Here is a 12,003-nt window from a genome sequence, read left to right as displayed (position 1 = left end):
AGTCCAAGCTTTTCTGGATTGAGTATGGCCACGACACTCTGAACAAAGCCTTCGCTCCGGAGGCGGTCAAGCCTTCTGGAACACTGCGCGGCCGACAGGTTCACGAGTTGCGACAGCTCGGCCTGCGTCAGTTCCGCGTTTCTTTGGATTGCCGCAAGGAGCCGGATGTCAAACTGGTCAAGTGCCTCCCCTTTGCTCGCCATGTCGATTCTCTTGCGTGAATATGGAGAAAACAAAGAATTTCGTGCGCCATACTAAGTGAGTGTGAGCGAAAATGCAAGAAATCGCCATCGCCGTGGCGGTATGGTGACGCCAGATCCTACAAGCGAGGTGGAAGATGTTCAACAAACTCAAAGAGCAGCCAGCCGATAGCCTCCTGGCGCTTATCAAGGCGTTTCACGCCGACCCACGTCAAACCAAGATCGACCTCGGTGTCGGTGTCTATCGTGACCAACAGGGCAAGACGCCGGTCATGCGCGCCGTCAAGAAGGCGGAAAAGTTCTTGCTCGAAACGCAGGACAGCAAACGCTACCTCGGTCCGGAAGGCGATTTGACATTCGTGAGTTTGCTCAAGCCGATTATTTTCGGCGCCACGAACAACTTGCTTGATCGTATCGTCGGCATTCAGACGCCTGGCGGAAGCGGCGCCTTGCGGCTTGGCGCTGAATTGATCGCGGCTGCCAATCCGAATACTCAGGTCTGGTTGGGGACGCCGAGTTGGCCTAACCATGCGCCGATCTTTGGATCCGCCCGGTTGGACGTCAAGGACTACCGATTCGTCGATCTGGCGACGCAGAAGATCGATTTCGATCGCGTTGTCGAGGCGCTGTCATTGGCGAATGCGGGGGATATCGTTCTTCTCCATGGCTGCTGCCATAACCCCACGGGAATCGATTTTACCACTGAGCAATGGAATCAGATCACGGCGCTGCTGGTTGAACGCGCGCTCATTCCGTTCATCGACCTCGCCTATCAGGGGCTCGGCGATGGTCTTGAGCAAGACGCAGAGCCGACACGCCTTGTTCTCAGTGCTGTCGACGAAGCCATGGTCGCCTATTCCTGTGATAAGAATTTCGGACTTTATCGCGAACGGGTCGGCGCACTTTATCTCGTGAGCCGGAATTCCAGGGAACGTCAGATTGCCGAGAGCAACCTGGCTTCCTTGGCTCGTGTCAACTGGTCGATGCCGCCTGATCACGGCGCGGCAATCGTTCGCGCCGTTCTGGAGAGCGCGGAGTTGACGGAAGTGTGGAAGGTTGAGCTTCAGGAAATGTGCTCTCGCGTCAACGGAAATCGCGCCGCACTCGCTGCGGCGCATCCTGATCTTGCATTTATCGCCAAGCAGCGTGGCCTGTTCTCGAACCTGGCCATTTCAAAGGAAACCGCCGCGGCGCTGCGATTGAAGCATGGGATCTACATGGCGGATTCGGGCCGCGTGAACCTTGCGGGAATGCAGCCCGACGACGCCACCGCCATCGTGAAGTCTCTTCACGCAGAAGGCGCGTTGAACGCGCGGTCCGCAGCCTGATCTCATTCCAGATTCAAAGCCAGATTCAAAGTTGGACAAGTGATGACAAAAATGGAAACCACGGGTCAGGCCATTGCCCGCTCCCTGATCGAAAATGGCATTGATACGGTGTTCGGCATTCCCGGCGCCCACATGTATGACTTCAATGACGCTCTCTACGAAAAGCGCGACGAACTCCGTTTCATCCACACCCGCCACGAACAGGGTGCCGGCTACATGGCTTACGGCTATGCCCAGTCGACGGGTCGGATCGGCGCCTATACAGTGGTGCCCGGTCCTGGTGTTTTGAACTCGGGCGCAGCCTTGTGTACCGCCTACGGTGCCAATTCCCCGGTTCTTTGCCTGACAGGCAATATCATGTCCCACTTGATCGGCCAGGGGCGAGGGCAGCTTCACGAACTGCCCGACCAACTGGCGACCATGCGGGGGATCACGAAGGTTGCCGAGCGCATCGATCACCAATCCCAGAGCGGAACGGTGATGGCCGAGGTTATCGGCAAGATGCTTTCCGGACGACGCGGGCCGGGCGCCGTGGAAGCGCCATGGGATGTCTTCGGCATGGCGGGACCGGAACTGGATCTTCCCCAGACCAGACCTGCTCCCGCCCCGCAGGTTAATCCAGAGCAAATCAAGGCAGCTGCCGCCATTCTCGCAAATGCAAGGAACCCGCTTATCATGGTCGGCGGTGGCGCCGTGGAGGCTGGCGATGAGGTGGCTTTGCTTGCGACCGTCCTCAACGCGCCGGTCACATCACACCGTTCAGGCAAGGGCGTCGTCAGCGACGATCATCCCAACTATCTCAATTTGGTGGCTGCCTTCGATTATTGGAGGGATACAGACGTCCTGATCGGTATCGGTAGCCGCCTTGAACTTGAATACATGCGCTGGCGGTGGTTGCCGAAGGGACTGAAGGTCATTCGCATCGACATCGACCCGACGGAGATGGTCCGGCTGAAGCCGGACGTCGGTGTGGTTGCCGACGCGAGGGCAGGGACCAAGGCTCTGATCGACGTTCTGACGCCGACGACCGCTGCCGACAGGACGACCGAGTTTGCAGAACTCAACCGCAAGGCCAGGGAGCGTTTTTCGGCTGTGCAGCCGCAGGTCGATTATCTCAACGCGATCCGTGAGGCCCTTCCCAGAGACGGCTTTTTCGTCGAGGAAGTCAGTCAGATAGGTTTCACTGCACGATTTGCTTTTCCGGTTTACGGCCCAAGGCAGTATGTCACTTGCGGCTACCAGGACAATCTCGGTTTTGGCTTCAATACAGCGCTTGGCGTCAAAGTTGGCAATCCCGACAAGGCCGTCGTATCCGTGTCAGGTGACGGCGGGTTCATGTTCGGTGTCCAAGAGCTGGCGACCGCCGTTCAACACAACATCGCGGTTGTAGCGATCGTCTTCAACAATAATGCCTACGGTAACGTCCTGCGCGACCAGAAGCAGACCTATTCAGGTCGCTACCTCGGTTCCGAACTGACGAACCCGGACTTCGTGAAGCTGGGCGAAAGCTTCGGCGTCAAGACATTCCGTGCCACATCGCCAGACGAACTCACGTCGCTAATCATCGACGCATTGAATCGGAGTGCTCCTGTCCTTATCGAGGTTCCGATCGAGAAGGGTTCGGAGGCTAGCCCTTGGCCCTTTCTCCATCCAGCGCCGCCTATTGTGTAGACTCTGGGCTTGACGCGCGTTGCGCGGCTCAAGATCGCATTGGATAACCGATCCTTGTATTGAAAAGCTCCTTTCGAAGACTCTGTTCCAAGCCTCCGAGAAATCAGAAAGTCAATTTATGTCCAAAGATGACCTACCCCTGAAACTTGATAGAATTGAGAGCTATCATGCCCATGTCTATTTCGACGGCTCCGAGCAGCGCGAGACTGCGGAATTGTTGCGGGAGGAGATAGCCGAACGTTTCTCCGTTCTCCTCGGTCGCTGGCATGATCGCCCGGTCGGACCACACGCGCTTGCAATGTATCAGGTGGCCTTCTTGCCCGTCGAGTTCGCCCGTCTTGTGCCCTGGCTCATGGTCAACCGGCGCGGTCTGACCATACTCATACATCCCAACACGGGAGAGCCCAAGTCTGACCATCTTGAACGCGCGCTTTGGCTGGGCGCGGTATTGGAGATCGATTCCGCACCATTATCCGACCATGAAGATTCAGAGGTGGAGATTGTCCCTAATACCCGTCCGACGGTCAGCCCATAATCAATCTATAGCGCGACGTTCAGGATGAGACATCGTATTGCCTCACGCAGCGATGCTCCCGCGGGCCAGATTGTCGCCTCATGGGTTTTGCTTCCCGCTTGGGGCGAAGGAGGCGGGCGCGAAGACGGTAAGGATTTCGCACCGCTCCGCCTCCTTCGTGAGCACCTAGTGCTGATCAATGGGGCGTTGCAACCTCAAGGACCTCCTGCGTTATTTCCGGGAAACCGAACAGCAACGCGTGGGCTTTTTCACTTCGCCACGCCTTGAGGCGACGCTAAGCGTTCGCGACCGCAACCTGCCACTCCTCGATATAGGCTATTGAGAATTGACCCATGTTTGAACCCAGCCCCGCGGGTTTCAGCGAGGGCTACGGAGTGATCGACATGGCATTACCGAGCCTGATTCGACGAGAGCATCTATCGATCGTTCGCGCGGCCAGTTCTGGTATTTCGCTCTCGAACAATCGCAGGAATCGTTGCTTGTGAGCCCCCGCAACCAAATCTTACAAGACTTATCAAACGAATAAGCCCTCCCTCAAGGAGGGCTTTCGTGCGTTTTGGACCTAGCACACAGCTAGCACAAACGAGGTGACCCGATTTGACCGCCGCTCGATGTCGTGATTCCCTGTTCCCATATCGAAGTAACGAAATCGACGAGGGAGCCCTTATGGGGAGCCACGAAATCCTCGGAGGAAAGGTCAACGTCTACCGGCGCGGGGGGCTGACGTGGCATTGCTCGGCCTCCGTAAAAGGCCGCCAGTATCGCACCAGCACCAAGGAAACGAGCCTCGAACAAGCCAAGGCATTTGCCGAAGACTGGTATCTCGGTCTACGCGGCAAGCTGGCGGCAGGTATCCTGAAAACGGAGACCACCTTCGCTCTCCTCGCAAAGGCAAAAAGTGTAACCCATGTCTCCGGTATGAACTGTCACCCCTCTCTCGGGAAGGACAAGCAACTCACGACAATGATGTTTTGCCATGCTTGAGCAGGGCATTTGTCGTCCATATTTCTACGATTGCCCGAAAGTATATGCGACGTGAACCTTGACGAACCGAGGTGGTTCACCAATAATCATAGTGAACCAAGGAAAGTTGGGTGCCATGACTGCATTCACCGTGCGCGTCTCGGATGAGACGGCCAGCAAGCTCGACCAGATCGCAGAGAAGCTTGATCGCTCCCGTGCGTATACGGCTGCACAAGCCATCGAGGACTATGTTGCACGCGAAGAGTGGCAGCTTGCCGAAATTGAAGCCGGTTTGGCTGAGGCCAATCGGGGTGAGTTTGCCAGCGATGATAATGTGGCGAAGGTTGTCGGCAAGTACGTCAAGTCTGCCCGTCAATCATGAGTCGGAAACGCATCCGCTGGACGCTACGAGCGTTGCGGCGGCTTGATGAGATCGGTGAGTATATCCAGAAGGACAATCCCGACGCCGCTGCGCGCATTGTTGCGCGAATTGTGTCGGCTGTAGATACGCTGGCGGATTTTCCGGCGACAGGGCGTGCCGGTCGCATCAAGGGCACACGTGAGGTAGTGCTGGGGGACATTCCCTATATCATTCCCTATCGCGTCGGGCAGGATGTCGAAATCCTGACGGTGATGCATGCTCATCAGCGGTGGCCCTTGGAGCTGTAGTCTCACTATGGATGCAGCGATCACCTGGACGAAAGACTGGCTGGCCGCCCATGACTATTGTCTGCTTGGTGAGCCGGACCTTGTACGTGCCGTACCATGGTCAAAGATCTATCGTTTCGCCACTGATCGCGGGCATGTTTACCTGAAATGGAGTGCGCCCGCTTACGCGAGCGAGGCGGCGTTAATGACTCGTTTAGCCGAGCAGTTTCCCACCGTTATCCTCCCGGTTCTTGCCCGCAATCCGGCCCTAGGCGCGTTCCTCATGCCTGATGGTGGCGAACCTCTTCGTGGCAAGCTGAAGCAATCCTATGATCGGCAAACCGTTGGGACGCTCCTCGGCGAATACGCCCATATCCAACTCAGCGTAGTTTCTGACGTAGATTCGCTTCTCGCCTTGGGCATTGACGACTGGCGCATGGCTGTCTTCGCCGATCTTTATGATAAGCTGGTTCACGACCAGGGTTTGTTGGCGCGCGAAGGCCTGACGATGGCTGAGATTGAAGTGTTGCAGCGGAGTGGAGACGAGGTTCGCCGCCTATGCCGCGAGTTCGCCGAGTTCAACATACCGGACACGCTTGAGCATTGCGACTTTCACGACAACAATGTCTTGGTGAATCCGGGCGGCGTCCTGATCAACGATTGAGGGGATGCGGTCATTACCCATCCATTCTTCTCGTTGGCTGGCTTTCTGGACAGTGCCGCGCGTAATCACGGGCTGGATGTCGGCTCACCGGCTTATGACGATATCAAGGACGCCTATTTCGGGATTTGGCTTGACCTCGAAAACCCGCCGCGGCTGGAGCGTATTTTCGAAATCGCGCAGGTTCTCAGTCCTATCGAGTTTGCCTTCAATTTCCGGCGCGTCGTTAACATGACGACAGTCGAGGAATTCCAGCCATACCGTGGTTACATCGGCGAAGCTTTGCGACGGTTCCTCTCCAGCGTCCGAGAGATATTGTAAGATAAGCCTGCTTCCGAAACTGACGGCATTCCGACAAATGGGGGCGTCTCCGCCGCCTGATCGGCATCAACGCAGCTATTATCGTGCTCTGTAGCTTCAATGATGGCGTTCACCCGCTTCCATCGGTAGGGTCGCCTGCGGTGACAAATAACATTCCAGATCATGAAATCTGCGCTTTGTGTCGCGCCAGTTAGCTGATTCAAGGTGGCATGAGCCGATATGACCTCACCGACTTCGAATGGCGAACGATAGAGCCGATCCTGCCAAATAAACCAAGAGGTGTGCCCCGCGTTGATGACCGCAGGGTCTTAAATGGCATCTTCTGGGTTCTGCGATCCGGAGCACCTTGGCGAGATGTCCCTGAACGATATGGACCATATACGACTTGCTATAATCGGTTCAGGCGCTGGACGATAGCTGGCGCATCATCTGGCCGCCAGCCTGCGGGTACACAGCACATCTCCCCAGGAGGCGCGCTGTGATGAATATTGACAATATATGCTACGCGCCCCACAATTAGGGAGTAACGAAAGGATATCGCCGATGGCGTCGGGTAGCATTCATGTGAAGGTCAGCGGTGCGCTGCAAGCCCACATCCAGCAGCAGATTGGCGACGATGGTCTCTATGAGAACGCCAGCGAATACATTCGCGCGTTGATCCGTCGCGATCTGCAAACCCGTGATGAGGCATGGGAAGCGCTCCAAAAGGAGCTTGCCCCCGCCATGCGGGCGGATGACAGCGAGTTTGTCGCGGTTTCCGCCGAGGACGTTATCCGCCGCAATAAGCGCCGCTGATCATGGTGGCGTATCGCTTTTATCCGCGCGCAGATACGGCGCAGGACAGGATTTGGCGCGACACGTCCGACACCTGGGGCGAAGCCCAGGCGGATACCTATATCCGTGGGCTTCATACGCATCTACAACGGCTTTGCGAAAATCGTCTCGTGTGGCGGCGCCTTCCACAAAAGTTAGCCGTGCCATCCGATATCAAGCAGAAAGCTTTTTTCAGCCGATATGAACACCACTGCGTGTTCTTTCGCGAATTGGAAAACGGTGATCTCGGTATCATGAGTATCCTTCATGAGAAAATGGATTTGCCCGTTCGACTGACGGAAGACCTGCACGCTCTGCTTTCAAAGGATGAGAGCAGCGATCAAAGTTAAGACCGCCGGGGATGGAGATGGCGAACGAGCCCCTTAGTGAGGCTAAACCGCTCCATACCCTTAACGCTCGCGGTAATATCCTGCTTGAGGTCGTGCGGGATCAATTCAAATTGTCCCCGGAGCGGATGTTCCGCGAAATCCAATGGCTTCGACACTCGGTCGAAGAGGCTTTCTCCGGGAAGGGCATCAGCTATGACGATCTGAAAACTGCCCTGGTGCCAGGCCGTAAGCGGAGGGAAATGGCGCTTGTGTTTGATATCCGCGCGCTCGATCGGGGATGGTATGGATTGCCTGTATTTCGACGGCTCATCCCGCTCTTCAGCAAGGACAGCAATCATTCCGTTCTGGCTGGCGACTACATAGGCGGGTACACTGTAGCCTCCGGTGCCGGCGTGCAACGGAGGACTTGCCGTCTTGCTCTCTGGTGGAGGCTTTCCGATTGAGGCCCATGGATGCCGAACGGGCTTTTCATGGTGCATCCCCATAGGCGCCATGCCACCCTATACGTGCAATGTCGTCAAGCGCCGAGCGTATCTGGGGCCAGGGAAACTCGGAGCTGTCTTCCCAGATATTGCCTTCGCGCAACACGGCGTCCAGCTTGGCCGCTACGCCGGCCAATGACGTCGCAGAGGTGGCGGCCATGGCCTCAAGCAGCTCTTCAGCTCGATCACCAGCGTCTCGCTCGGCCTGCGCCGTGGCCGAATAGCCAATTTCTTGGTCGGCCCTATCCCACTGCAACTTATGAGCCGCGAACTCTGCTTTAGCCTTCGCGTAAGCTTCTATCCCCTCTTGGGCTAGATGGAGCACATCGTGGATAGCCCCGAGGGAATATGCAGCGACGCGTTCGCCATCGGATAACTGGATTATTGCACAAGGAAAGCCGATGGTTTCTGCGAGTTGCTGTTCGAGGCCTTGCTGTTGACGGCAAAGGTTTTCCCTCAGACGGTGGGTATCCTGCCATCGATGCCAGAGCGTCATGACCGGGTCGGAGGATGCTTCTCCCACAGTTCTTTTGCCGGCGAAGGCATTGGAACCCCATGCTCCCATTGCGATAGCGGCACTCGCTAACAAGGCTCCAGATTTCCTGCGCGATATCGCCGGGATCAAGCGTGGGGAAGGCAACTTTTCCCGAATATCGCAATGCTCACGCAATTCAGTCTACAGAGATTGCCGCCTTCTGATTGAGCAGGGGCAGATTTTATGCGATTACCGTTTCTATTGGCATGTATCGTGCTGACCAGCGGACAATGTTTTTCAGGGGCGCAGTCAAGTCCCTTGCGGCAGGAACCACCTGCTCTTCCTATTCAATACCGATACGATCCCTGCACGGACGGTCGCGTGAGCGGTGGCCACCCGCGAAGCTGCGCAGAGATTAGGCGCGCGCTGCGGCACGATCGATGGGCTTCCTCGCCGGGCCATGAATATGATGGGCGAAGGAACCCTTCCGTAAACCCGTGCACCGATGGGCGCTTCAGCGATGGAAAGGCCCGAACCTGCCGCGAGTTACTGCAATGGCTGGACGAGCAATGAGGACGATTCTGTCTCTCTCGTCCTGGCCTTTGGTGTTCTTCTCCGGCCTGCTATGCACCTATTTCGCCTTCGCAAGCGAGCGGCCGATGTTTGCCTTTGCGCTTGTCTATGCCGGCGAGGTCCTGCTGCTCTTCCTGCTGGAGCGATATATTCCCTATGAGCGGCGCTGGCTGCTGTCCGACGGCGAAATGGCAAATGATATCGCCCATACGCTTCTGACCAAGGGGCTGGTGCAGCTCATGGCGCTATTGGGTGCCGTCTTTCCGATGTTTACGGCCATCGTCCTGTTACCGCTCACCGGCGCGCAGCTGGACATCTGGCCGACGACCCTGCCCATGCTGCTGCAGGTGGCGATGGGCGTTCTCATCGCGGAATTCGGTCTGTACTGGTCGCATAGGATTGCCCATGAGAGACTTTTCTTCTGGCGATTTCACGCCCTGCATCATAGCGTGACCCGCCTTTGGGTCATCAATACCGGCCGCTTTCATATCGCAGATTCGCTGTTCAAGGTCGCGCTCAGCCAGCTCCCGCTTTTTCTTCTCGGCGCTCCGCTGCCTGTATTCCTGTGGCTTGGCGCCGTCACGGCGTTCATGGGCATCCTCACCCATTGCAACGTCGATATGAGGACCGGCTTTTTCGACTACATCTTCAGTACCCCGCGCCTGCATCGGTGGCATCACTCCAAGGATATTCGCGAGGGTAATACGAACTACGGCGAGAATGTCGTGTTCCTCGATCTGCTGTTTGGCACCTATTTCAATCCTGACCGCCCATCTTCGACCGACATCGGCATTCGCGGCCAGATCGCGAAGAGCTTCCTGGGCCAGCTTGCGCAACCCTTCAGAAAGGACGGCATCCGCCAGATTCTCGGCCGCTCGACAAAAAGCGGCTGATGCCGCAATGCGCAATGCTGCCGTAATCCTGGCAACGTACCCCCTGCCTGTGATCTTCCTCCAGTTGCAAAAGGACGTTCTTGATGTCTGCCACTAGCATGAATCGGCTCCCTGTCGGTGTTGCCGCTCTGACGATACTGCTGATTCTCTCGGCCTGTGCCTCGCAAGTTATGAAAAGCTATATTGGTGCGCCGATCAGCAGTGTCATGGTCGACTACGGCCCGCCTGACAACGTCTATGATCTGCGTCCGGGCGAGCGCGCCTACCAGTGGCGCAAGCAGAAAACGCAGGTGGTGCCCGGCCAATCCAGCGGCGAAATCAAGGAGACGCGCCGCGGCAGCCGTTACCAGGTGACGGAGACGCCGGGCTACGTCGAGCGCACGGAATGCTTCTACACCTTCTATACCCGAGGCTCCGGGTCGGATTGGTACGTGACCAGCTTCCGGCAGCCTTCGCTCGAATGCGAATAGGCTGAACCTTCAATCCCTCCAGCGACAGGATTCTCGGACATGAAGCGAATTTCCATGATCACGGCTGCTATCGCGACCCTTTCCGTCGCGCTGGCCGCTCCGGCGCGAGCCGAGCAGAAAGTAGCAGAGGGTGCCGGCCTCATCCGGGTCGTCGGCGAAGGACAGGTGCTTCGCAGCCCTGACCTAGCTGTCGTGCGCTTGACGGTATTGCGCCAGGCGGCAGAGGCGAGCGAGGCGGTTGCGACGTCTACGGAGGCGACCCGCAACCTCATCGCCTCGCTCGTGTCCTCGGGTATCGCTAGGGACGACATGCAAAGCGCGGATTTTCAGATCTCGCCGCGCTTCGACTTCACGGCGAAGCCTGACGGGACTCCCCCATCTTCGGCCATTACCGGCTATGATGCCCGGAACACGCTGATGGTGCGCGTCCGCAAGGTGTCGGAGGTCGGCAATGTCCTCGATGTCGCCTTGAAAAGCGGCGTCAACGAGGGCGGCTCGGTGGAATTCATGGTCGATGATGTGGCTGGCGCCGTCGACGAGGCGCGCAAGATAGCCGTCACCGCGGCGGGGAAAAGCGCCCGCTCCGTCGCGCAGGCTTCGGGCTTGAGGCTCGGGCCGATCATAGCGATCGAAGACCAGCCCGCTGCGACCGTCTTTCCCTATGCTTCCACCGAGGCCAGGTTGCGTTCCGCGAGTACAAGTGGCGGCGTGCCGATCGAGACCGGCAAGAATGTCATCACCGCGCGTGTCGCCGTGTCCTATCTGGTCGCAAGATGAGTGGATCGGTCGTGAGAAAAATGGGCTTGCTTGCAACTGCCGTTTTCGTTGCGGTTCCGGCTGTTTCGAATGCCGAAACGATCTGCACTATCGCGGAGGATGTCGAAAGCGGCAAGACGCTTGTAAAGCAGGGTGATTGCGACCGCACTCTTTCTCCCGCCTCGACATTCAAGCTCGCGCTTAGCCTCATGGGCTACGATGCTCATATTCTCACGGATGAATCGACGCCCGTCTGGCCCTATGTCAAAGGCTATTCCGATTGGTCGGCGACATGGGAGGACAAGGCGACGCCGCGCCTCTGGATGGAGAAGTCCATCGTCTGGTATTCCCAGCGTCTCACGGAGGCACTGGGCGCTGCGAAATTCCAAGCCTATGTCCGGCAATTCAATTACGGCAATCGCGACGTCTCGGGCAATCCGGGCAAGCATGATGGCCTGACGCATGCCTGGCTCGGCTCGTCGCTGAAGATCTCGCCCGTCGAGCAGCTCGTCTTCCTGCGAAAGCTGGTCCGCCGGGAGCTTGATGTCAGCGAGCAAGCCTATGATATGACGGCGAAGATAGCTGACTATGGAGTGCAGCAGTCAGGCTGGCATATCTTCGGCAAGACCGGCGCGATGCCGGCATCGAAAGCCGGGGCACGCCGGGGTCGCAGCAGGATGTATGGCTGGTTCGTCGGCTGGGCAGTCAAGGGAGATCGCAGGATCGTTTTTGCGCGCCTCGCCGGCGAAGAGCGGAACATACCGGGCTCGGCCGGCCGGAGGACACGCGATGCTCTCTTCAAGGACCTGCTTTCCAAGCTCGATACGCTCTGATCCGTAAGAATGTCCCGGCCCATGCCGGAAC

17 protein-coding genes and 1 pseudogene (1 of these 18 running past the window's edge) are annotated in these 12,003 nt (G+C 57.5%); 16 read left to right on the top strand and 2 right to left on the bottom strand.

Features of this window, described 5'->3' with window-relative positions; translation table 11 throughout:
• Nucleotides 1-203 carry the start of an Lrp/AsnC family transcriptional regulator gene (locus QD409_RS24455; protein WP_430763913.1) on the bottom strand. 283 nt of this gene lie to the left of the window's left edge, so the window shows 203 of its 486 coding nt (coding positions 1-203); its start codon is at nucleotides 201-203; the stop codon falls past the left edge of the window.
• A gap of 134 nt (nucleotides 204-337) precedes the next feature.
• On the opposite strand from QD409_RS24455, the gene QD409_RS24450 reads away from it, so the two are divergent.
• The 12 genes and pseudogenes from QD409_RS24450 (at nucleotide 338) to QD409_RS24395 (ending at nucleotide 7,933) form a co-directional block, all read left to right on the top strand.
• Complete coding sequence (locus QD409_RS24450; RefSeq protein WP_430763912.1) at nucleotides 338-1,528, top strand: amino acid aminotransferase; 1,191 nt, start codon at nucleotides 338-340, stop codon at nucleotides 1,526-1,528.
• 42 nt (nucleotides 1,529-1,570) lie between these two features.
• Complete coding sequence (locus QD409_RS24445) at nucleotides 1,571-3,199, top strand: thiamine pyrophosphate-dependent enzyme (protein WP_430763911.1); 1,629 nt, start codon at nucleotides 1,571-1,573, stop codon at nucleotides 3,197-3,199.
• A 118-nt stretch (nucleotides 3,200-3,317) separates the two neighbouring features.
• Complete coding sequence (locus QD409_RS24440; RefSeq protein WP_430763910.1) at nucleotides 3,318-3,734, top strand: DOPA 4,5-dioxygenase family protein; 417 nt, start codon at nucleotides 3,318-3,320, stop codon at nucleotides 3,732-3,734.
• A gap of 666 nt (nucleotides 3,735-4,400) precedes the next feature.
• Nucleotides 4,401-4,718, top strand: a complete 318-nt coding sequence (locus QD409_RS24435) for a hypothetical protein (protein ID WP_430763909.1) — start codon at nucleotides 4,401-4,403, stop codon at nucleotides 4,716-4,718.
• Between the two features lie 115 nt (nucleotides 4,719-4,833).
• Complete coding sequence (locus QD409_RS24430; RefSeq protein ID WP_092854298.1) at nucleotides 4,834-5,079, top strand: CopG family ribbon-helix-helix protein; 246 nt, start codon at nucleotides 4,834-4,836, stop codon at nucleotides 5,077-5,079.
• A complete protein-coding gene (locus QD409_RS24425) occupies nucleotides 5,076-5,366 on the top strand; it encodes a type II toxin-antitoxin system RelE/ParE family toxin (RefSeq protein ID WP_430763908.1) in 291 nt (96 codons plus the stop codon). Before QD409_RS24430 ends, QD409_RS24425 begins: the two co-directional genes overlap by 4 nt.
• 7 nt (nucleotides 5,367-5,373) lie before the next feature.
• Nucleotides 5,374-6,009, top strand: a complete 636-nt coding sequence (locus tag QD409_RS24420) for a hypothetical protein (RefSeq protein WP_430763907.1) — start codon at nucleotides 5,374-5,376, stop codon at nucleotides 6,007-6,009.
• A 33-nt stretch (nucleotides 6,010-6,042) separates the two neighbouring features.
• Nucleotides 6,043-6,327, top strand: coding sequence for a hypothetical protein (locus tag QD409_RS24415; RefSeq protein ID WP_430763906.1), 285 nt, complete (start codon nucleotides 6,043-6,045; stop codon nucleotides 6,325-6,327).
• A gap of 209 nt (nucleotides 6,328-6,536) precedes the next feature.
• Nucleotides 6,537-6,749, top strand: a pseudogene (locus QD409_RS24410) (transposase); the annotation flags it as partial.
• 121 nt (nucleotides 6,750-6,870) lie between these two features.
• The gene (locus QD409_RS24405) at nucleotides 6,871-7,122 is read left to right on the top strand and encodes a ribbon-helix-helix domain-containing protein (RefSeq protein ID WP_092854290.1); all 252 of its coding nucleotides are present in this window, start codon (nucleotides 6,871-6,873) and stop codon (nucleotides 7,120-7,122) included.
• Nucleotides 7,123-7,124: 2 nt separating this feature from the next.
• Nucleotides 7,125-7,490 carry a type II toxin-antitoxin system RelE/ParE family toxin gene (locus tag QD409_RS24400; protein ID WP_430763905.1) on the top strand — a complete coding sequence of 122 codons (366 nt, stop codon included), beginning with the start codon at nucleotides 7,125-7,127 and terminating at the stop codon, nucleotides 7,488-7,490.
• A gap of 11 nt (nucleotides 7,491-7,501) precedes the next feature.
• Nucleotides 7,502-7,933 (top strand): hypothetical protein, encoded by a 432-nt coding sequence (locus QD409_RS24395; protein ID WP_430763904.1) that lies wholly within the window; start codon nucleotides 7,502-7,504, stop codon nucleotides 7,931-7,933.
• Between the two features lie 25 nt (nucleotides 7,934-7,958).
• On the opposite strand, the gene QD409_RS24390 is transcribed toward QD409_RS24395, so the two are convergent.
• Nucleotides 7,959-8,561, bottom strand: coding sequence for a hypothetical protein (locus QD409_RS24390; RefSeq protein WP_430763903.1), 603 nt, complete (start codon nucleotides 8,559-8,561; stop codon nucleotides 7,959-7,961).
• A 455-nt stretch (nucleotides 8,562-9,016) separates the two neighbouring features.
• On the opposite strand from QD409_RS24390, the gene QD409_RS24385 reads away from it, so the two are divergent.
• The 4 genes from QD409_RS24385 to blaOXA all read left to right on the top strand — a co-directional run bounded on the left by QD409_RS24385 (nucleotide 9,017) and on the right by blaOXA (nucleotide 11,972).
• Complete coding sequence (locus QD409_RS24385) at nucleotides 9,017-9,913, top strand: sterol desaturase family protein (RefSeq protein WP_430763902.1); 897 nt, start codon at nucleotides 9,017-9,019, stop codon at nucleotides 9,911-9,913.
• Nucleotides 9,914-10,011: 98 nt separating this feature from the next.
• Nucleotides 10,012-10,383 carry a hypothetical protein gene (locus QD409_RS24380; RefSeq protein WP_425348565.1) on the top strand — a complete coding sequence of 124 codons (372 nt, stop codon included), beginning with the start codon at nucleotides 10,012-10,014 and terminating at the stop codon, nucleotides 10,381-10,383.
• 39 nt (nucleotides 10,384-10,422) lie between these two features.
• A complete protein-coding gene (locus tag QD409_RS24375; RefSeq protein ID WP_430763901.1) occupies nucleotides 10,423-11,160 on the top strand; it encodes an SIMPL domain-containing protein in 738 nt (245 codons plus the stop codon).
• Nucleotides 11,161-11,186: 26 nt separating this feature from the next.
• On the top strand, nucleotides 11,187-11,972 hold the full coding sequence (gene blaOXA / locus QD409_RS24370; protein WP_430763900.1) for a class D beta-lactamase: 786 nt from the start codon (nucleotides 11,187-11,189) through the stop codon (nucleotides 11,970-11,972).
• The last annotated feature ends 31 nt before the right edge of the window (nucleotides 11,973-12,003 follow it).

Source organism: Rhizobium sp. BR 315, assembly GCF_050577975.1.
Classification (GTDB): Bacteria; Pseudomonadota; Alphaproteobacteria; order Rhizobiales; family Rhizobiaceae; genus Rhizobium; species Rhizobium miluonense.
The sequence above is the reverse complement of the archived record's forward strand: the minus strand, read 5'-3'. Positions and strand labels throughout refer to the sequence as shown.